Here is a 19,454-nt window from a genome sequence, read left to right as displayed (position 1 = left end):
TCGGCCCGCTCGTCGTGCCCCGGCCCGACGGCCCGCCGCGACGCGCCCCGTCGACGGCGCGCTGCACGGTCGACAGGTCCTCCATGCCGAGCCAGCCGGCGAGCTGGCGCGTGTACTCGGGGCGCAACGCGGTGTCGCGGATCCCGGCGACCACGGGCGCCGCGGCGCGCAGCGCGGCGACGCGACCCTCGGCGGTCGCGAGGTCGTACGCGGCGAGCGTGGAGCGCAGGACGAAGGCGAACAGCGGCTGGCGGCCGCGCACGAGCGCGTGCACCGCGTCCGGTCCGCGCGCGAGGCGAAGCTCGCACGGGTCCATCCCGCTCGACTCGACCGCGACGAACGTCTGCGCGGCGAACGTCTGGTCCTCGCCGAACGCGCGCAGCGCGGCCTTCTGCCCGGCCGCGTCCCCGTCGAACGTGAAGATCACCTCGCCGCCGACGGACGCCCCCGTCGCGAGCTGCACGCCGCTGCTGGCACCGGAGTCGCCGATGAGACGGCGCACGATGCGCGCGTGGTCGGAGCCGAACGCGGTGCCGCACGTCGCGACCGCGGTCCCCACGCCGGACAGGTGCATCGCCATGACGTCGGTGTACCCCTCGACGACCACCACCTGCTTGGCGCGCTGCATCTCGCGCTTGGCGAGGTCGAGCCCGTACAGCACGTGGGACTTGCGGTACAGCGCGGTCTCGGGTGTGTTGAGGTACTTGGGGCCGTTGTCCTCGTCGAACAGGCGGCGCGCGCCGAACCCGATGGTCTCGCCGGTGACCTCGCGGATGGGCCAGACGAGCCGCCCGCGGAACCTGTCGTAGACGCCGCGCTGCCCCTGGCTGACGAGCCCCGAGGCGACGAGCTCGGGCTCGGTGAACCCGCGCCCGCGCAGGTGACGCATGAGCGCGTCCCACCCGGTGGGGGCGAACCCGACGCCGAACTGCTCGGCAGCGGTCCGGTCGAAGCCGCGCTCGGCGAGGAACTGCCGGCCCGCGGCACCGGCGGGCGTCGTGAGCTGCTCGCGGTAGAACTCCTCGGCGACCTTGTGCGCCTCGATCAGCCGGCGTCGACGGCCGGGCTCCTGCTCGGGCCGGGCGGGACCGCCGCCCTCCTCGTAGCGCAGCTGGATCCCGACGCGCCCCGCCAGGTACTCCACCGCCTCGGTGAACCCCAGGCCGTCGACCTTGATGACGAAGTCGATGACGTCGCCGCCCTCGCCGCAGCCGAAGCAGTGGTAGCGGCCGACCTGGGGCCGCACGTGGAACGACGGCGAGCGTTCGTCGTGGAAGGGGCACAGACCCTTGAGGGAGCCGACGCCCGCGGTCTTGAGCTGCACGTGCGCGCCGACCACCTCGTCGATGCGCACACGCTCGCGGACCGCCTCCACGTCCTCCCGCCGGATGCGTCCCGCCACGCCAGGAGTCTAGGTCGTCCGCGTCGTCGTCCCGACGTCCGGGCGGGCGAGGGGGCCGACGCCGTCGGCGCCGACCCCCTCACCTCGTCGTCCGGTCAGCCGATGCCCGACTTGAGCGCCGAGATCAGCTCGCCGTTGCTCGTGTCACCCGACAGCTCCCAGAAGAACGCCCCGCCGAGGCCCTTGCTCGTGGCCCAGGCGGTCTTGGTGGCGATCGTCGCGGGGGTGTCGTAGCTCCACCACTCGTTGCCGCACTTCGCGTACGCGGTCCCGCCGACCGTCCCGGTGGCCGGGCAGCGGTTCTTGAGGACCTTGTAGTCGTCGATCCCCGCCTCGTACGTGCCGGGCGCGGCGCCGGTCGCAGAGCCGCCGGGTGCGCTCTGCGTGACGCCCGTCCAGCCGCGTCCGTAGAACCCGACGCCGAGCAGGATCTTGCTCGCCGGGATCCCCTTGGCGATGAGCTTGTTCACCGCGTCCTCGGAGTTGAAGCCCGCCTGCGGGATTCCCGGGTAGGAGGTGAGCGGCGAGTGCGGTGCCGTCGGTCCCTGCGGGTTGAACGCGCCGAAGTAGTCGTACGTCATCGGCATGATCCAGCTCAGCTTGGTCGCCGCGGTGGCGTAGTCGGTCGCGTCGATCTTGCCGCCGCTGCTGCCGTCCGCCGTGATCGCGGCCGTGACGAGGAAGCTCGAGCCGAACTTGTCGCGCAGCGCCGTGACGACCCGGTCGAACGCCTGCGGACCGCTCGAGTCGCAGCTCAGGCCGCACGCGTTCGGGTACTCCCAGTCGACGTCGATGCCGTCGAACAGACCGGCCCAGCGCGGGTCGTTGAGCAGCGAGTAGCACGAGTCCGCGAACGCGGTGGGGTTCGCCGCCGCCTGCGTGAAGCCGCCCGACCAGGTCCAGCCCCCGAACGACCAGAGGACCTTGAGGCCCGGGTTGGCGGCCTTGAGCTTGCGCAGCTGGTTGAAGTTGCCGCGCAGCGGCTGGTCCCACGTGTCCGCGACGCCGTCGACGCTCTGGTCGGCGGTGTACGCCTTGTCGTACGCCGCGTACGAGTCGCCGATCGAGCAGCGCCCCCCGGTCGTGTTGCCGAACGCGTAGAGGATGTGCGTCAGCTTCGACGCGCTGCCGGACGTCTTGATGTTGTTGACGTGGTAGTTCCGTCCGTAGACGCCCCACTCCGCGAAGTACCCGACGAGCTTCTTCGCTCCCGGGTTCACGGTGGTCGTCGGCGTCGGCGTCGGGTTCACCGTGGGGGTCACCGTCGGCGTCGGGCTCGTCGTCGGGTTCGTCGGGCTCGTCGTCGGCAGGACCGTGCCCGTGCACGTCGCACCGTTGATGGTGCAGCCCGTCGGCTGCGCGAACGGGCCGCTGCCGACGTACCCCCAGGACTGGGAGGCGCCCGGGGCGAAGGGGCCGGCCCAGCTCTTGGAGGTGACCTTGTAGTGGTTGCCGGTGCGGGTCACGTCCGCGTCCCACGAGCTGGTGATCGCGGTCCCGGCGGGCAGGTCGAACTCGAGCGTCCAGGACGACGCCGTGGCCGACGAGCCGTTGGTGACCTTCACGGTGGCCTGGTGACCGGTCCCCCAGTCACCTGCCGACGTGAACGTCGCCGTGAAGGTGCCCGCCGCGGTGGCGGGCAGCGCGGCGGCGAGTCCCGCCGTCACGAGTGCCGCCGCGGCGGCGAGGGCGACGAGCGCGGTGCGTCGTCGCTGGGGCGGTGTTCTGCGCGTGATGCCGGCTCCTGCGCCGGCGAGTCCTGCGTGCTGCATGCCTTGCCTCCCTGAGCGATGGGAAGTGCGGTATTTAGTAAGGGATATTCACTAATCCCTTACCCACAGACGTTAGTCAGACCGGGTGACATCGGTCAGCGGATGGGATGACTTGCGGGCACGACGACGCCCCCGCGCCCGGCAGGCACGGGGGCGTCGTCGCCGGCGTCAGCGCACGTTCAGCCGGTGCGTCGAGCTCGACGTGGCGTACCTCGAGTCACCCGAGTAGAGCGCCACCAGCACCAGCGTGCTCGTGGTGCGCGGCAGCGTGAACACGACCCTGCCCTTGCTCAGCGTGCCCTTCAGCACGGTCGAGCCCGCGACGAGCCGCACGGTCCCGGTGGGCCGCTCGCCCTTCGTCGGGCCTGTCACCGTCACGATCACCTTCGGGCGCGAACCCTCCGAGACCGTCCACGACGACCGCACGAGCTTGACCTTGGGAACCGAGCGGATCACGATCACCTTCACCGTGGTCGACGACGGAGCGACCGAGGCGGTCCCGACGTACTTGACCTTGAAGGCGTGCGAGCCCACCGCCAGCTTCGCGGGCAGCGCCACCTCGGCCGTGCCGGTCATGCCGGAGGTCGAGAGCGTCACCGTCCGCACCAGCGTGCCGTCGGCCCGGCGCAGCTGGACCTTGCCGGAGGCCGGCTGGTCGGTCCCGGTCACCGTCACCTTCACCGTGGCCTGCGTGCCGTACCGGACGGCACCCGACGGTCCGCGCGCACCGGTCGTGGACGCCGACTTGCGCACCGTGGTCTGCACCAGGCCGGTCGAGCCGAGCCAGGTGTCGCCCGCCGGCACGAAGGCGGCCGTGACCGTCTGCTTGCCCACCGGCAGCTTCACGGTCGACGTCGCGACACCGTCCACGACGGCGGCGGTCCCGAGCACCCGGGTGCCGCTGCGGAACGAGACCGTACCGGTGGCGGTGCGCGGGGTCACGGTCGCCACGAGCTTCTGCTCGTCGCCGACGACGAGCCGTCCGGAGACGGCCACCTGCGTCGTCGTGGCCCGGTGCATCTCGGTGAACGACCAGGTGTCGACCTCGAGCAGGTCGCCCGCACCACCCTGGAAGACCAGGAACACGTCGTGCACGCCGGATGCGTCCGCCAGGTCGGCGGTCACGTCCTGCCACTGGTCGGACACCACGGGCTCGAGCGTGCCGAGCAGGCGGCCGTCGACGGCGTCCTGCCGGACCTCGATCGTCGTGCCCGCCTGCACGGACCGGACCCGGGCCGTGACCCTCGAGGCGCCGTGCGCCAGGTCGACGCCCGCGAGCGCCACCCAGTCCCCCGCGTCGATATCGGTCAGCGCCAGGTTGGTCGCCGATCCGGTCGTCGACGGGACGTCGATCTCGGTCGTCGTGATGCCCTGCTCCCACCCGATGGTCTCCGCCTCGATCGCCCCGTCGAACGCGTCGAGCGGTGCGAGCTGGTCCACACCGGCGTAGTCCGCCTGGACCTGCTCCATGAGCCCGTCCTCGTCGAACGTGACCTCGTTGATGTGCGTCGACCGGTACCCGAGCGTGTTGCCGCTGCCATGGATCGCCTTGTCGAGCGTGCCGGCGTGGTAGGCGATGTAGAACTTCCCGTCGAGCTCGAAGAACGACTGGTGGTTGTTCCCGCCGACGCCGAAGAAGCCGTACATGTTCGGCAGGACCACTCCGGCGTAGTCGTCGACCGTCCACGCGTAGGAGCCGTCGTCCTGGAGGGATCCCAGCGGTGTGTCGGCCACCATGTACGCGATCACGCCGGTCGCCGGGTAGTCCGCCGGGGTGCTCGCGTCGGGCGGCGTGAAGTTCGTCGAGTACGAGTAGTAGTACTTCCCGTCCCGCTCGAACACGTGGCTCGCCTCGAACATCTTCGGGGCGTCGATCACCTGCGCGCTGCCGACCGTGCTCGTCATGTCGTCACCGAGCTTGATCACGCGGGTCGTCTTCGGGTTGTTGGCGTTCGTGCCGGTGCCACCCCCGAAGTACAGGTACGCGTCACCCTCGTCGGTCACGACGACCGCAGGGTCGAACAGCCAGTTGCCGTCGGCCGACGCACCCGGCGTGCTCGGAGTGATGAGCGCGTGGCCGAGCGGATCGGTCCACGGACCGGTCGGCGAGTCCGCCTCGAGGACGCCCACGCTCGCGGCGTTGTTGGCGAAGTACAGGAAGAACTTCTCCTGGCCGTCGACGACCTTGCTGGCCACCGCGGGCGCCCAGGAGTTGTTCGCCCACGTCGCCGCACCGGACGCCCCGGCGACCTTGATGTCGCCGTGGTCGGTCCAGTTCACCAGGTCGTCCGACGAGATGACGGTGATCGTCTTGATGTTGCTGTAGTTGTTCGACGCGAGGTTGCTCGGGTCGTACTGCTGGGTGTCGTTCGTCATGTAGACGTACACCCGGCCGTCGTGCTCGAACGCGTACGGGTCGGCCCCGAACTTGTGGTTGACCAGCGGGTTCGAGCTACCGACCCGCTTGGCGACGGCGTCCCAGACGCCCGGCTCCTCGACCACCGGCGGCTCCTGCGTCATGACGAGCGAGACGTCGTCGACCAGGTAGTCCATGAGGTCGTCCGCACCCGGGCTCGCGACCCACGTGGTCTCGATCAGCAGCCACGCCTCGTCGACCGACTGCGTCGTCGGGACCGTGAACTCGCCGCTGATCGTGCCCCACTCACCCTTCGTGAGCGTCGTGCTCACGTAGTCGTCGTAGGCGTAGCCACCGAAGTTGCCGGTGATGTTGAACGCGCGCGTGGCCGGTCCCGTGTCATACCTGACCTTCGCACTGACCTGGTACGTCGCACCGGCGAGCAGCTTGCCGGTCATGTCCTGCCACAGGCCGGCCTGCGTGCCGGTGCGTCCCGTGACCGACCCGACCGTCGACTGCTTCGTCACGTCGTCGACCGTGCCGAGCGTCGCGTTGCGCGCCGTCCAGCCCGTGGTCCCGTCCGCGAAGAAGCCGTTGACGACCAGCTCGCCCTCGGCCGGCTCGGGGTCCGGCGTCGGCTCGAAGGTCGGATCCTCCGGGTCGACCGGCTCCTGCGGCGTCGTGGTCGTGCCGTCGTCGACGAGCACGCCGAGCTCCGCGAGCTCACGGCTGAGCGCCTGGGTCGGCGCGTCGATCTGGTTCTGCGTGCTCGGGTCCGTGACAGCCTGGGCCTTCGCGAGCGCCGCCTGCATGTCCGCCCACGCCTGCGCCGGGTAGTCCGCCTGGTCGAGCGTCGCCGCGTGCGCGACGGCCGCGTCCAGCGCGGTGGTGTCGAGCTCGGCGCCGTCGGCCGTCAGCGTGTCGCTGAGCAGGTAGTAGTCGACGTCGACGTGACCGCCGGTGGACTGCGTCGCGTAGTCGAACAGCCCGAACCGGTAGCCCATGAAGTGCGACAGGCTCCAGTCCATGACCAGCGGGCCGGTCGGGTCGCCCAGCGGCTGCCAGGCCTCCCCGTCGAGGCTGTAGTAGTACTGCACCCACAGCTGGTTGGCGCTCGACGCGAAGTCGGCGTCGGCCTTGATCCGGACGTCGGTCGCGTCACCGAGCTCCACGGTCGTGCCCGCCACGAACGACTCGACCGCGTCCTGGTCAATCGTCGCCGAGAACGGCTGCAGCCGCTCGACGACGCCCAGGATGCGCTCGCCGTCGACCTGCTTGACGGCCGCGTACGTGAACGAGCGGCCGTACGTCGCGAGGCCGGCGACGTCCCCGTCGTTCATGCCGGAGACGTCGAGCCGCGTCTCGGCCGAGGCCTTCGGGCCGAACGTCCGCTGGGAGAGCGTGTTGCGCGCCTCCTCGAGGTAGGTGAGCTCGTCGTGCGTCGAGAGCTTGGAGTAGGTGTAGTCGCCGGTCACCACCTTGCCCGCGGTCAGGCGCAGCCAGCCGTCGCGGTCGGTCAGGGACCAGTAGCGGTTGTCGGGGTTGTGGTTCCACTCCCACGCGGTGTCGAGCGTGGAGCCGTTGAACGTGACCTCGTCGGCGTCGGGATCCTCGTTCGTCGCCTGACGACCCACGACCGAGACGTCGTCGATGTAGTAGGAGACCAGCTCGCCGTCCGCGTAGCTCGACTTCCACGGCGTCTCGACGACGAGCTTGATGTTGCTCGGGTCCGCCGTCTCGGGAACCGTGTACGAGCCGCTGACGGTCACCCAGTCGCCCTTGGTGACCACGGCGCTCGTCATGGTCTTGACGACCGAGCTCGTGCTCGAGCCCAGGATGAAGGTCGTCGTGTCAGGGCCCTCGGTGTACTTGATCTTCGCCGAGACGTCGTAGGTGACACCCTTCTGCAGCTCACCGTTCAGCACCTGGGTCGGCCCCGCGCCGTTGAGCGTGCGTCCGCTCACCGACAGCGCGTACGTGCCCGTCGCGGCCTGCTCGCTCTGCACGGCCAGGACGCCGCCGTACTGCGCGGTCCAGGGCGAGGTCGCTCCCGACTCGAAGCCGGGGTTGTCGACCAGGTTGACACCCAGGAGCGAGGTGTCGACGGTCGACGGCTCGATGTCCCAGTCCTCGTCCATGTAGGGCTTGAGCGGTGCGTCGTTCGCGAAGTCGTCGGACGCGACGACGCTGCGGGTGCGCTCCAGCGCCTGCTGGGCGTCGGTCAGCGTGATCGGCTTGTCGAACGAGTCGCCGCGCGAGACGTCGCCGTCGTCGCCGAAGGTCGGCCAGCCGTCCTCCCACACCGCGGGGATCAGCGCGGGGATGCGGCCGATCGGGTAGGTGTCACGGAAGAACATGCCCCACCACGCGACCTCACCGTCGTCCGTGGCGATGTCGACGAGGCTGCCCTGGGCGAAGCCGTCGGAGTTCAGACCCGAGCGCGTCTCGTACGTCTGCGCGCCGTCGTCGGACGTGTACCGGCCGAGCAGGTCGGGCGACCGGAACAGCACGACCTGGCGGTTGCCGCCGCTCGGCCAGGTGATCGTGGCGATGTAGTAGTAGTCGCCGATCTTGTAGACCTGCATGCCCTCGTAGGAGCTGGTCACGTACGACTGGCTCGAGAAGTCGGACTTGCTGAAGATCGCCGGGTACTCGTCGGTGATCGCCGTCAGGTCGCTGTTGAGCTTGACCGCGTTCGTGGTCCCGGCGCCGTAGAAGATGTACGCGGAGCCGTCGGTGTCGAAGAAGAGCGACGGGTCGTGCAGGCCCCGGCCCAGCTTGGTCGAGGTCCAGGCACCGTTCTCGACGTCGTCCGTCGAGTAGAGGTAGGCGCCCCCGAGGTTGTTCGTATTGAACAGGACGTAGAACTTGCCGTCGTGGTAGCGCAGCGACGAGGCCCACTGGCCCTGTCCGTAGGAGTTGCCTCCGTTGCGCAGCGACGTCGAGTCGTCGGTCCCGAGCCGGCCGAAGACGTAGCTGACGGTCTCCCAGTTGACCAGGTCGTACGACTTCATGATCGGGGCGCCGGGGCTCAGGTGCATGGTCGTGCTGACCATGTAGTAGATGTCGCGGCCCTCGTCGTTCTCCGCCGCCGGGACGCGGGCGACGCTGATGTCGGGCACGTCGGACTCGAGCAACGGTACCGAGTACGTGCCGTCGCCTGCGTCAGTCGACGTGTACGACGGCTGCGGCACCCAGGTGCTGTCGTCCCCCTCGGCGGCCAGCGCCGACGTGGTGACGAACGCGGTACTGACCAGTGCACCGGTGACGGCTGCAGCGAGCAGCCCTCTTCCGCGCGTGTGGTGATGCGCTCCCACGGATCCTCCTCGATTCGTGTCGCACTCGGCGGTGGCAGCCGTCGGGTGTCAAGCAGGCTGCCCCTGGCGCTCGGCGGGATCGCGTCGCGCCGTGTCCCGCGCGGTGCGCACGACATCTCGTGCGCGTCTGACGGGACGGAGCAGGCCACCAGGTCACCGCTTCGTGACCTGGGCACTCCTCTCCAGCGGCGCGATGTTATCGCTCACATCGATCGTTATCAACGCACGCGAGCGAGCGGGGCAGGATGGTCACGTCGCCATCGGGTGGAGGCACGACGGACCCGCTCCGGCGAGCCGTCAGTGGCGGGGTGGGCGGACCAGGCGCGCGTGGGCCTCGGCAGCCGAGACGTCCGTCAGCGACGCGACCTGGTCGATCACGACGCGCAGGCGCGCGGCGTCGTCGGGCGCTTCGGCCCAGTCGGCGGCGAACGGGGGCTCGAGGGCCAGCGGCGCGCGGTCCGCCATGATCGTCACCAGGTCCGTCAGCATCTCGCGCTGCCGGTGGTAGAGCGGCTCGAGCTCGCGCGGCGCCATGACATAGGCCACCGCGAGCCCCTTGAGCACCAGGATCTCGGCCTGCGTCGTCAACGGCACGACGAGGTCCGCGGCGTACCGCGTGAGCGGCCCGTCGCCGTACTGCGCGCGCGTCGCCTTCTGCGACGCCTTCGCGAACCGGCCGATGAGCTGGCTCGTCGCGTCCTTGAGCATCGCGAGCGAGACGCGGGACCCGTCGAAGCCCGTGGCCCACAGCCGCGCGTGCACGAGTCGGTCCATCGCGGCGAGCAGCCCGGCCTCGTCCACCGCGTCGCCGTACCAGGTCTGCACGGCCTCGACCACGCGCGCCCGCTCGTCGGGAATCGTCAGCACGGCCAGGTCCAGGCGCCCGCCGACCACGGCGTCCTCGACGTCGTGCACCGAGTAGGAGATGTCGTCGGCCAGGTCCATGACCTGCGCCTCGAGGCACTTGCGGCCGTCGGGAGCGTCCTGCCGGAGCCAGGTGAACACCGGCAGGTCGTCCTCGTAGACGCCGAACTTGTGCGTGGGGCGGCCGCTCGCAGCGCTCACCGGACCCTGCAGGTAGCGCCACGGGTACTTGACCGAGGCGTCGAGCGAGGCGCGCGTCAGGTTGAGGCCGACCGGCGTGCCGTCCGGGCCGACGACCTTCGGCTCGAGCCGGGTGAGGAGCCGCAGCGTCTGCGCGTTCCCCTCGAACCCGCCGATCCCCTTCGCCAGCACCGCGAGCGCACGCTCGCCGTTGTGCCCGAACGGCGGGTGGCCGAGGTCGTGCGCCAGGCAGGCCGTGTCGACGACGTCCGGGTCGCAGCCCAGCGCCTTGCCGATCTCGCGGCCCACCTGCGCGACCTCGAGCGTGTGCGTCAGTCGCGTGCGGACGAAGTCGTCCGACGACGGGCCGAGCACCTGCGTCTTGGCCCCGAGCCGGCGCAGCGCGGACGAGTGCACGATGCGCGCGCGGTCCCGCTCGAACGGCGTGCGCCCCTTGGACTTCGCGGACTCGGCGACCCACCGCTCGCGGTCGACGTCGACGTACCCGTCGACGTCGAGGTGCTCGAGCATGGTCATCGGGTCAAGCGTACGCAACCGCGCACGCGTTCCCGGTCAGCCCAGCCGCCAGACCTGCACGGACGGGCCCTCGGTCGCCGGCACGACGACCTCGTCGGCACCCGTGCCCAGCACGCCACCGCCGTACAGGTTCTCCGCGGCGCGGACCGGCAGCGGCAGGCGAGCGCCCGCCCACACGTCGCGCGCCAGGACGACGAGCACGCGCTCGTCGGCCGTCTCGCGCAGGTAGCCCACGGCGTCGTCGTCGACGAACGCCCAGCGCAGACCGCCCTCGCGCAGCGCGCGGCACGAGCGCCGCAGCGCGATGAGCGCGCGGTACGTCGCGAACGTCGCGTCGTCCCAGTCCGCACCCGCGGCCCCTGGGACGCCGTCGATCCGCCCCCACGGCATCGGCACCCGCCCGTGCTCGCCGTTGACACCCGTCAGCCCGCCCTCGTCGCCCGCCCAGATCACCGGCGTGCCCGGGTAGGTCAGCAGCAGGCCCGCGGCGACCTCGACCAGCGCGCGCGAGCCGGTCACGGTCCGGATGCGCGCGGTGTCGTGCGACCCCAGCAGGTTCCACTGGTGCCGCGTCACCGACCACGGGACGGTCGCGTCGAAGTCCCGCATGGTCGCGACCATGTCCGCTCCCCCGCCGCGCGGGACCGGCACGGGCATCCCCATGAAGGGCAGGGACGAGCCCGGCGCCACGAGCCACGTCCAGGCCGGCCGCGTGAACGCCGAGTAGTTCATGTTGACGTGCCAGCCGCCCACGGACAGGTCGCCCGCGGCGTCGTGGAAGTGCTCGGCGACGAGCGCCGCGTCGGGGTTGACCCCCGCCATCCGGGCCCGCAGCGCGCGGGCGACCGCGTGCGCGTGGTCGTCGTCGCGGTAGCGCCCCGTCATGTTGGCGACGTCGATGCGCCAGCCGTCGAGGTCGAACGGGGGCCGCAGCCACCGCTCGGCCACGGACCCGGCACCGGTGATCATCCGCTCGGTGAGCTCGGGTGCGCCGTAGTTGAGCTTCGGCAGGGACGCGTGCTCGAGCCACCCGACGTAGCCCGGCTCGTCGTCGGTCCAGTAGTAGAACGACGCCTCCGCGCTCGACCGGTCGGCGCGCGCCCGCTCGAACCACTCGTGGCCCACGCCCGTGTGGTTCGTCGTGAGGTCGCCGACGACGCGCATGCCGCGCGCGTGCAGCGCCGCCGACAGCGAGGCGAGCGCCTCGTCGCCGCCCAGCAGCGGGTCGACGTGGGCGAAGCTCGTCGCGTCGTACCGGTGGTTCGAGCGCGCCGGGAAGACCGGTGTCAGGTACAGCGTGTCGACCCCGAGCCGCTGCAGGTGGTCGAGACGCTGCTCGATGCCGCGCAGGTCACCGCCGTAGACCTGCTGCGCGACGCCGTGGCCTGACCCGATCGGCTCCTCGGCCCAGTCCGCGGGGATCGCCCAGTCCGGCAGCGGACCGCGCGGTGGGCCGTCGTGCCCCGACGACCGCGCGAACCGGTCGGGGAACACCTGGTAGACCACGGCGTCGTCGAGCCAGCGGGGCGCGGGGTCGTGCACCGCGAGGCGGAAGTCCGCGGCGTCGGTGACGTCCCGGCCGTGCAGGCCACGTCCGTTGAGCCAGCGGTACCCGCCGGGCTCGTCGAGCAGGAACCGGTACGGCGTGACGGGGTTGTGCACGACGACGTCCGCGACGTACCAGCGCTCGCGCGCGTCGGCCCGTTCGAGGCGGGCCGGCACGAACCGGGGCTCGCCGTCGCGGACCACGCGCACGTGCACCCCGCGCTCGGCCCGCGACGCGGGGACGCGTACCCGGACGGGTACGACGTCCCCGAGCCGCGGGGTGGCGCGCTCGACGTACAGCTCCGAGCCGTCGTGGTGCGGTACTCCGAGGCCGAGCCCTGCGCTCATCCCTTGACGGAGCCCGCGGTGAGCCCGCCGACGATGTACTTCTGCAGGAACATGAACAGCAGCACGACGGGCACGGCGGCGACCACGGCACCGGCGGCGAACAGCCCCCACGGCGCGGTGCGCTCGTCGGCCGCGAGCGAGTACAGCCCCACCGCGACGGTCCAGTGGTCCGAGCGCTGCAGCACGACCTTCGCGATGAGGAAGTCGCCGAACGACGAGATGAACGACAGCAGCCCGACGACCGCGAGGATCGGCGTGACCATGCGCAGGATGATCGTCCAGTAGATCTGGCCGTGCGTCGCGCCGTCCATCTTCGCGGCCTCGTCGAGCTCACGCGGGACCGTGTTGAAGAAGCCGTACATGAGGAACGTGTTCACGCCCAGCGCGCCACCGAGGTACACGAAGATCAGCCCGAGCAGGCTGTCGAGCCCCAACGCCGGGAACACGTCCTTGAGCGTGAGCAGCAGCAGGAAGATCGCGACGAACGCGAGGGTCTGCGGGAACATCTGCGCGAGCAGCAGCCCGGTGAGCCCCTTCTCACGGCCCTTGAACCGGAACCGCGAGAACGCGTACGCGGCCGCGGCGCCCATGAGGACCGTGCCGATCGCCGTCACGGAGCACACGACGAGCGAGTTGCCGAGCCACGTCCAGAACCCGCGCGCCTCCAGGTCGGCGAAGTTCTCGCCCGAGACGGTGCGGAACAGGCGGTTGGACCCGACGAGCGAACCGCCCGGGTTGAGGGACGCGGAGATGACGTACAGCAGCGGCGTCACGCAGATCACGATCATGACGAGCGCCACGAGGTAGCGCCACGACACCTCGCGCCACCAGCGCCGCCCGTGCGTCCCGCTGCGGCGCAGGTTCGTCGTGGCCCTGCCCGGCTGGGTCTGGGTGGTGGTCATCACAGCTCCTCGAGACGACGCGTGCGACGGAAGCCCCACCAGGAGATCGCGCCGACCAGGATGAAGATGAGGATCGACAGGGCGCTCGCGAAGCCGTACTGCTTGAGGCCGCTCTCGAAGGCGATGGAGTAGACCATCGAGATGAGGATGTCCGTGTGCCCGACGACGACGGGCGTGCCGACGAAGTTGGGCCCACCTCCGGTGAGCATGTAGATGAGCGCGAAGTTGTTGAAGTTGAACGCGAACGACGCGACCAGCAGCGGTGCGACCGAGACCATCAGCAGCGGCAGCGTGATCGAGCGCATGATGCGCCAGGGCTTGGCGCCGTCCATGCGTGCCGACTCGTAGACCTCACCGGGGATCGACTGCAGCGCGCCCGTGCACACGATGAACATGTACGGGAAGCCGAGCCACAGGTTGACCGCGATGATCGAGAGCTTCGCGAGCCACGGGTCGGTCAGCCACGGGATCTCGGCACCGCCGAGGATCACCTGGTTGAGGAAGCCGCTGCGCGTGTTGAGCATGCCCTTCCACACGAGCGCGGAGATGAAGGCCGGGACCGCGTACGGGAGGATCAGCAGTGCGCGCAGCAGCTTGCGGGCCCGCACGCGCGGGTCGTTGAACACGACCGCGAGGAACAGGCCGAGCACGAACGTCGTGACGACCGACAGCAGGGCGAACGCGAACGTCCACAGGAAGATCTCGACGAACGCCGTGCGCAGGCGGTCGTCGCTGAACGCCCGCGTGAAGTTCTCGAAGCCCACGTTGACGCGCCAGCCGGGCGTGACAGTCGAGCCGTCCTCGGCCTGGAACTGCCCGTGGTCGTTGGGCCGGTAGACCACGCCGGTCTGCGTGTCGGTCATGGTGTCGGCGGCGGGGTCGTACTCCATGACGGACTCGAAGATGTAGCCGGTCGAGCCGTCCTGCGTGCGCAGCGACCCGTCGGCGGCGTCGTCGGACACCGGTACGCGCAGGTCGACGATCTCCTGCTGCCGCTGCGCCACGGCCGCGAAGCCGAGCACCTCGTGGTCGGGCAGAGCCGTGACCTTGTCGGACTCGACGCTCGCGTCCGGCGCGGGGGCGAGCGGCTCCTCCTGGGTGCCGGCGAGCGCCTGGCCGTCGCGCACGATCGCGAACGTGAGGGCCCCGTCACCGTCGGTGAGGATCGTCAGCGGGTACGCCTGCGAGCCTTCCACGCGCTGCTCGTTCTGCGCGAGGATCGCGGCGACCGCGTCGTCCTTCGTGGAGTTGTGGCCGTCGCCGTAGTTCGTGAACGCCACGTACGCCGTGTAGCAGGCGGTGAAGATCACGTAGACGAGCAGGAACACGAGCCCGGGCAGCAGGTACTTCGCGGCGAGCGCCCGCCGCGAGAAGTACGCCCAGTTGACGGCGACGAGAGCCAGGACGAGGAAGGCGACGATCGCCCACTGCTCGACCGAGATCGCCGTGAGGATGCCGTACAGCCCGATCGCGTCGATCAGGCCGACCAGCACGAGCTTGACCAGGAAGCCCCGGGAGAAGTCCCGGGCCGGCGAGGAGTCACCGCGCACGGGGCGCGCGTCGCCGGGAGGTGGTTCGGGTGGGGCGTGCTCGCTGTCGGGCGCGATCGTCTGCTGCGACATAGGGTCCTCCGCGCGGCGCCCGCCGTCGGGCGCCGATGTGTGCAGTGTGCTCCGCCGCCGCACGGCGCGCGCGTGGGCGCGGTACGGGGGCGCGGGGTCCGGGACGTGCCGGGTCACGGCACGTGAGGCGGCCGCCCGCACGCGCCGGGTGGCGGTGCGGGCGGCCGGTCAGGTCACGCCGCGTCGATCGCGTCCTGCATGTTCTTGACCATCGTGTTCCAGGCGCCGACGGGGTCGGTCGCCTGGCCGCCGATGATCTGCACCTGCGTGGTGCCCCAGAACTGCCACATCGCGCCCATCTCGGGGATCGACGGCATCGGGGCGCCGGTCGCGCCGGCCTCGTTGAAGCCCTGGAGGATCGGGTCGTCGACCTTGGCCGCAGCGGCCTTCAGGGCCGGCATGCGGCCACCCAGGTCGAACAGCTTCGACTGGACGGCCTCGGTCGTCAGGTAGTTCACGACGAACTCGTTCGCGAGGACCGGGTTGGCCGACTTCGCCGAGATGAACGCGCCCTGCACGCCCACGAACGGCTTGGCCTCCGCGCCACCCGCGCTCGGGACGGGGAGGACGGAGATGTCGAGGCCGGCCTTGGTGAACTCGGTCGCGTACCAGGGGCCGGTCACGATGTACGGCGACTCGCCGTTGAGGAAGGCCTCCTTGACCTGGTCGCCGCCGAGCGCCGGGTCGAGGACCTTCTCCTTGCCGAGCTTCTGCAGGTACGTCGCGAACTTCCCGCCGTTCTCGCCGCCGAGGCCGAGGTCGGTGGTGTACGAGCCGTCCGCGGTCTGGGCGAAGATCGGGGCGTCGAACGAGGTCTGCAGCGGGTACAGGTGGTACGCGTCGCCCTGGTCACCCTGCTGGATGAGCACCGGGTACTTGACGCCGGCGGCCTTGCCCTCGGCGACCAGCTCGTCGAACGTCGTCGCCTTGGTCTCGGGGACGAGCTTGTTGTTGCGGACGAGCGCGATGTTCTCGATCGCGTACGGGGCGCCGTAGACCTGGCCGTCGTAGGTGAACGCCTGCACGGCGGACGGCGCGAACTCGTCGCTCTTGGCGCCGAGCTGGATCGGGGCGACGACGCCGTTGTTGACGAACTCGCCGGTCCAGTCGTGCGCGCCGATGATGACGTCGGGACCCTGGCCGGTCGGGACCTGCGAGACGAAGTCGGTGCGGATGTCGCCCGACACCTTCTGCACGAGGTCGACCTTGACGCCGGTCTCGGACTGGAACTCCTCGACGATCGGCTTCATGACGTCGATGCGGGTCTCGTCGACCCACATCGTGAGCGTGCCGGTGAGCGCGGGCTCGGTGGTGGCCGCGCCGGCCGTCGGCTCCGTGGTCTCGTTCGCACCGTCGTCACCGCTGCCGCCGCACGCGGTGAGGGTAAGTGCGAGCCCCAGCGCGGCCGCGAGGGCCGGGATGCTCCGTCGCATCGTGTGTCTCCTGATCTTGGGTGGCGTAGCCCAGAGACGCCCACGCGACGACCGTGCTGTGACGGGCCCCTGCGACCGGCTCTGGCCTGATGATGCCGACGCTAACCCCGTTGCAACGCGACCTGCAAGTCGTTACGGTAACTTTCAGGCAACGGTTTCAGACGGTCGTCCAGACGTCCAGAATGGCTGCTCGAACGACCCGGAGAGACCCACGAACCCGAATGGGCGAGGACGAGGAGGTCCCATGTCCCCTACGCTGCCTCCCGTGCGTACGCGGTTGACGGACCTTGCGGAACAGGCCGGTGTCAGCACCGCCACCGTGTCCCGTGTCCTCAACGGCAAGCACGGCGTGTCGGCGCAGGCACGCCAGGCGGTGCTCGCCGCTCTCGACGTGCTCGGCTACGAGCGCCCCGAGAAGCTGCGCACCCGCTCCGCGGGCCTCGTCGGCCTCGTCGTGCCCGAGCTCGCCAACCCCGTGTTCCCCGCGTTCGCGCAGGTCATCGAGTCGATGCTGACCGAGCGCGGCTACACGCCGCTGCTGTGCACGCAGTCACCCGGCGGCACCACCGAGGACCAGTACGTCGAGATGCTGCTCGAGCACGGCGTCGCCGGCATCGTGTTCGTCTCGGGCCTGCACGCCGACACCTCCGCGAGCAAGGAGCGCTACCACCGGCTGCGCAGCCGGGGTATGCCGATCGTGCTCGTCAACGGGTTCGCGTCCGGTGTCGACGCGCCGTTCGTCTCGACCGACGACGAGGCAGCCCTCGACCTCGCGTTCCGGCACCTCGTGTCGCTCGGCCACCGCTCGATCGGTCTCGCGATCGGCCCCGACAGGTTCGTGCCCGCACAGCGCAAGCGCGCCGCGTTCGCCGACAACCTGAACCGGCACCTCGGCCTCACCGACGCCGAGAACCACATCGTCTCGACCCTGTTCACGGTCGAGGGCGGCCAGGCCGCCGCGCTCGAGCTCATCGCCTCGGGCCACACGGCCGTCGTCTGCAGCTCCGACCTCATGGCCCTCGGCGCGATCCGGGCCGCCCGCTCGCGCGGCCTCGAGGTGCCGGACGACCTGTCCGTCGTCGGGTTCGACGACTCGCCGCTCATCGCGTTCACCGACCCGCCCCTGACCACGGTGCGCCAGCCCGTGCTCGCGATGGGGCACGCGGCGGTCTCGGCGCTCGTCGCCGAGATCAACGGCACCCCCGCCTCGCGCATCGAGCTCAAGTTCCACCCCGAGCTCATCGTGCGCGGGTCCACGGGTGCGGCACCCGCCACGGTCGGGCTCGCGCCCGCAGCGACCCGCTGACCCGCGAGCGCCGCGGGCCCGGTCACCGGGCCCGCGGCGCTCGCTGCGTGGACCGGCGCACGACGTCGAGCCCCGCCTCCCCCGGTCCCCGGCCACCCCCGGCCGACCCCCGCACGTCCGCGCCCGCGGACCCCAGAGAAAGACCACCGCGTGACCACCCTCGACACCCGACCGACCCTCGTCCACGCACCCGGCTCGCCCGACGGCGAGTGGTGGCGCGACGCCGTCATCTACCAGGTCTACCCGCGCTCGTTCGCGGACGGCACGGGCGACGGCGTGGGCGACCTGCCCGGCATCACCGAGCGCCTGCCGCACCTCGCCGAGCTCGGCGTCGACGCCGTGTGGCTCTCGCCGTTCTACCGCTCGCCGCAGGCCGACGCGGGCTACGACGTGGCGGACTACCGCGACGTCGACCCCCTGTTCGGCACGCTCGCCGACTTCGACGTCATGCTCGAGGCCGCGCACGGCCTCGGGCTGCGCGTGATCGTCGACCTGGTGCCGAACCACACGTCCGACGAGCACGCGTGGTTCGTCGAGGCGCTGGCGGCCGGCCCGGGCTCACCCGCGCGCGAGCGGTACCTGTTCCGCGACGGCCGCGGCGAGCACGGCGAGCTGCCTCCGAACAACTGGCAGTCGATCTTCGGCGGCCCGGCCTGGACGCGCGTGCCGGACGGCCAGTGGTACCTGCACCTGTTCGACTCCAAGCAGCCCGACCTCGACTGGGAGCACCCCGAGGTCCGCGCCGAGTTCGAGGACGTCCTGCGGTTCTGGCTGGACCGCGGCGTCGACGGGTTCCGCATCGACGTCGCGCACGGGATGGTCAAGGCACCCGGCCTGCCCGACTGGCACGGGCACGTGTCCATGATCGAGGGGTCGGAGGACACGTCGGCGCTCGACCGCGTCGACGAGGTCACGGGGTCCGGCAACCAGGGCCCGATGTTCGACCAGGAGGGCGTGCACGAGATCTACCGCGCCTGGAACAGGGTGCTCGCCGAGTACGACGGCGACCGCGCGCTCGTCGCCGAGGCGTGGGTCGAGCCGCTGTCCCGCCTCGCGCGCTACGTGCGCCCCGACGAGATGCAGCAGGCGTTCAACTTCGCATTCCTCGCGACGCTGTGGCACGCGCCCTCGCTGCGCGACGTCATCACGGCGTCGTACGCCGCGAGCGACGCCGTCGGCGCGCCCACCACGTGGGTGCTGTCGAACCACGACGTGGTGCGCCACGCCTCCCGGCTGGGCCTGCCGGTGCCGGGCTCGCGCCCGAACGGCATCGGCGCGCGCGACGAGCAGCCCGACGAGGAGCTGGGCCTGCGCCGCGCACGCGCCGCGACGCTGCTCATGCTCGGCCTGCCCGGCTCGGCGTACGTCTACCAGGGCGAGGAGCTCGGCCTGCCGGACCACACCGCGCTGCCCGACGACGCGCGTCAGGACCCCGCGTTCTTCCGCACGCAGGGTGCCGAGCTCGGCCGCGACGGCTGCCGCGTGCCGCTGCCCTGGTCGGCCGACGCCCCCGCGTTCGGCTTCTCGCCGACGGGTGCGGCCTGGCTGCCGCAGCCGCTGTCGTGGGCGCGGTACGCGCTGGACGCGCAGCAGGGTGTGCCCGGCTCGACGTACGAGCTCTACCGCGCGGCGCTCGCGCTGCGCAAGGCCGAGGCGCTCGGCTCGGGCGGGCTGGCCTGGCACGCGTCGCACGACGACGTCCTGGACCTGGTCAACCGGGACGTGCGTGTCGTCGCGAACCTGTCGGCCGAGCCGGTCGTGCTGCCCGCGCCGACGCAGCTGCTGCTCGCGTCGGGCCCGGTCTCGGGCGACGCCTCCGGCGGGCTGCTCGTCGAGCCGGAGACCACGGTGTGGGTGCGCGCCTGACGCA

At 71.1% G+C, this 19,454-nt stretch carries 10 protein-coding genes; 2 read left to right on the top strand and 8 right to left on the bottom strand.

What is annotated here, in order from left to right:
- The 8 genes from dnaG to CUD01_RS08240 all read right to left on the bottom strand — a co-directional run.
- A partial coding sequence (dnaG, locus tag CUD01_RS08275) for a DNA primase (RefSeq protein WP_141320198.1) occupies nucleotides 1–1,402 on the bottom strand: 1,402 nt, incomplete at its 3' end.
- A gap of 95 nt (nucleotides 1,403–1,497) precedes the next feature.
- Nucleotides 1,498–3,174: a glycosyl hydrolase family 18 protein gene (locus CUD01_RS08270; protein WP_141320196.1), complete on the bottom strand. Its 1,677-nt coding sequence runs from the start codon at nucleotides 3,172–3,174 to the stop codon at nucleotides 1,498–1,500.
- A 168-nt stretch (nucleotides 3,175–3,342) separates the two neighbouring features.
- Nucleotides 3,343–8,847, bottom strand: coding sequence for a family 43 glycosylhydrolase (locus tag CUD01_RS08265; protein WP_141320194.1), 5,505 nt, complete (start codon nucleotides 8,845–8,847; stop codon nucleotides 3,343–3,345).
- 297 nt (nucleotides 8,848–9,144) lie between these two features.
- Nucleotides 9,145–10,428, bottom strand: coding sequence for a deoxyguanosinetriphosphate triphosphohydrolase (locus CUD01_RS08260; RefSeq protein ID WP_243860743.1), 1,284 nt, complete (start codon nucleotides 10,426–10,428; stop codon nucleotides 9,145–9,147).
- A 36-nt stretch (nucleotides 10,429–10,464) separates the two neighbouring features.
- The gene (locus CUD01_RS08255) at nucleotides 10,465–12,321 is read right to left on the bottom strand and encodes a glycoside hydrolase family 13 protein (RefSeq protein ID WP_141320191.1); all 1,857 of its coding nucleotides are present in this window, start codon (nucleotides 12,319–12,321) and stop codon (nucleotides 10,465–10,467) included.
- Nucleotides 12,318–13,223: a sugar ABC transporter permease gene (locus CUD01_RS08250; protein WP_094180317.1), complete on the bottom strand. Its 906-nt coding sequence runs from the start codon at nucleotides 13,221–13,223 to the stop codon at nucleotides 12,318–12,320. Before CUD01_RS08250 ends, CUD01_RS08255 begins: the two co-directional genes overlap by 4 nt.
- The gene (locus CUD01_RS08245) at nucleotides 13,223–14,845 is read right to left on the bottom strand and encodes an ABC transporter permease subunit (protein ID WP_141320190.1); all 1,623 of its coding nucleotides are present in this window, start codon (nucleotides 14,843–14,845) and stop codon (nucleotides 13,223–13,225) included. The genes CUD01_RS08250 and CUD01_RS08245 overlap by 1 nt, the downstream gene beginning before the upstream one ends.
- A 173-nt stretch (nucleotides 14,846–15,018) precedes the next feature.
- Nucleotides 15,019–16,278 (bottom strand): sugar ABC transporter substrate-binding protein, encoded by a 1,260-nt coding sequence (locus CUD01_RS08240; RefSeq protein ID WP_141320188.1) that lies wholly within the window; start codon nucleotides 16,276–16,278, stop codon nucleotides 15,019–15,021.
- A 244-nt stretch (nucleotides 16,279–16,522) separates the two neighbouring features.
- Between CUD01_RS08240 and CUD01_RS08235 the strand changes: the two genes are divergently transcribed.
- Nucleotides 16,523–17,584, top strand: a complete 1,062-nt coding sequence (locus CUD01_RS08235; protein WP_141320186.1) for a LacI family DNA-binding transcriptional regulator — start codon at nucleotides 16,523–16,525, stop codon at nucleotides 17,582–17,584.
- Nucleotides 17,585–17,734: 150 nt separating this feature from the next.
- The gene (locus CUD01_RS08230; RefSeq protein ID WP_141320184.1) at nucleotides 17,735–19,450 is read left to right on the top strand and encodes a glycoside hydrolase family 13 protein; all 1,716 of its coding nucleotides are present in this window, start codon (nucleotides 17,735–17,737) and stop codon (nucleotides 19,448–19,450) included.
- Nucleotides 19,451–19,454 lie beyond the last annotated feature (4 nt).

Source organism: Cellulomonas uda (assembly GCF_006538705.1).
In the GTDB taxonomy this organism is placed as follows: Bacteria; Actinomycetota; Actinomycetes; order Actinomycetales; family Cellulomonadaceae; genus Cellulomonas; species Cellulomonas uda.
Note: the sequence above shows the minus strand (reverse complement) of the source record. Positions and strands in the feature narration are given on the sequence as shown.

Bases quoted from the DNA above. Each gene is read 5' to 3' on its own strand.
- CUD01_RS08270 (WP_141320196.1), bottom strand. From the start codon at position 3,174: ATGCAGCACGCAGGACTCGCCGGCGCAGGAGCCGGCATCACGCGCAGA.
- CUD01_RS08260 (WP_243860743.1), bottom strand. From the start codon at position 10,428: ATGACCATGCTCGAGCACCTCGACGTCGACGGGTACGTCGACGTCGAC.
- CUD01_RS08255 (WP_141320191.1), bottom strand. From the start codon at position 12,321: ATGAGCGCAGGGCTCGGCCTCGGAGTACCGCACCACGACGGCTCGGAG.
- CUD01_RS08250 (WP_094180317.1), bottom strand. From the start codon at position 13,223: ATGACCACCACCCAGACCCAGCCGGGCAGGGCCACGACGAACCTGCGC.
- CUD01_RS08245 (WP_141320190.1), bottom strand. From the start codon at position 14,845: ATGTCGCAGCAGACGATCGCGCCCGACAGCGAGCACGCCCCACCCGAA.
- CUD01_RS08240 (WP_141320188.1), bottom strand. From the start codon at position 16,278: ATGCGACGGAGCATCCCGGCCCTCGCGGCCGCGCTGGGGCTCGCACTT.
- CUD01_RS08235 (WP_141320186.1), top strand. From the start codon at position 16,523: ATGTCCCCTACGCTGCCTCCCGTGCGTACGCGGTTGACGGACCTTGCG.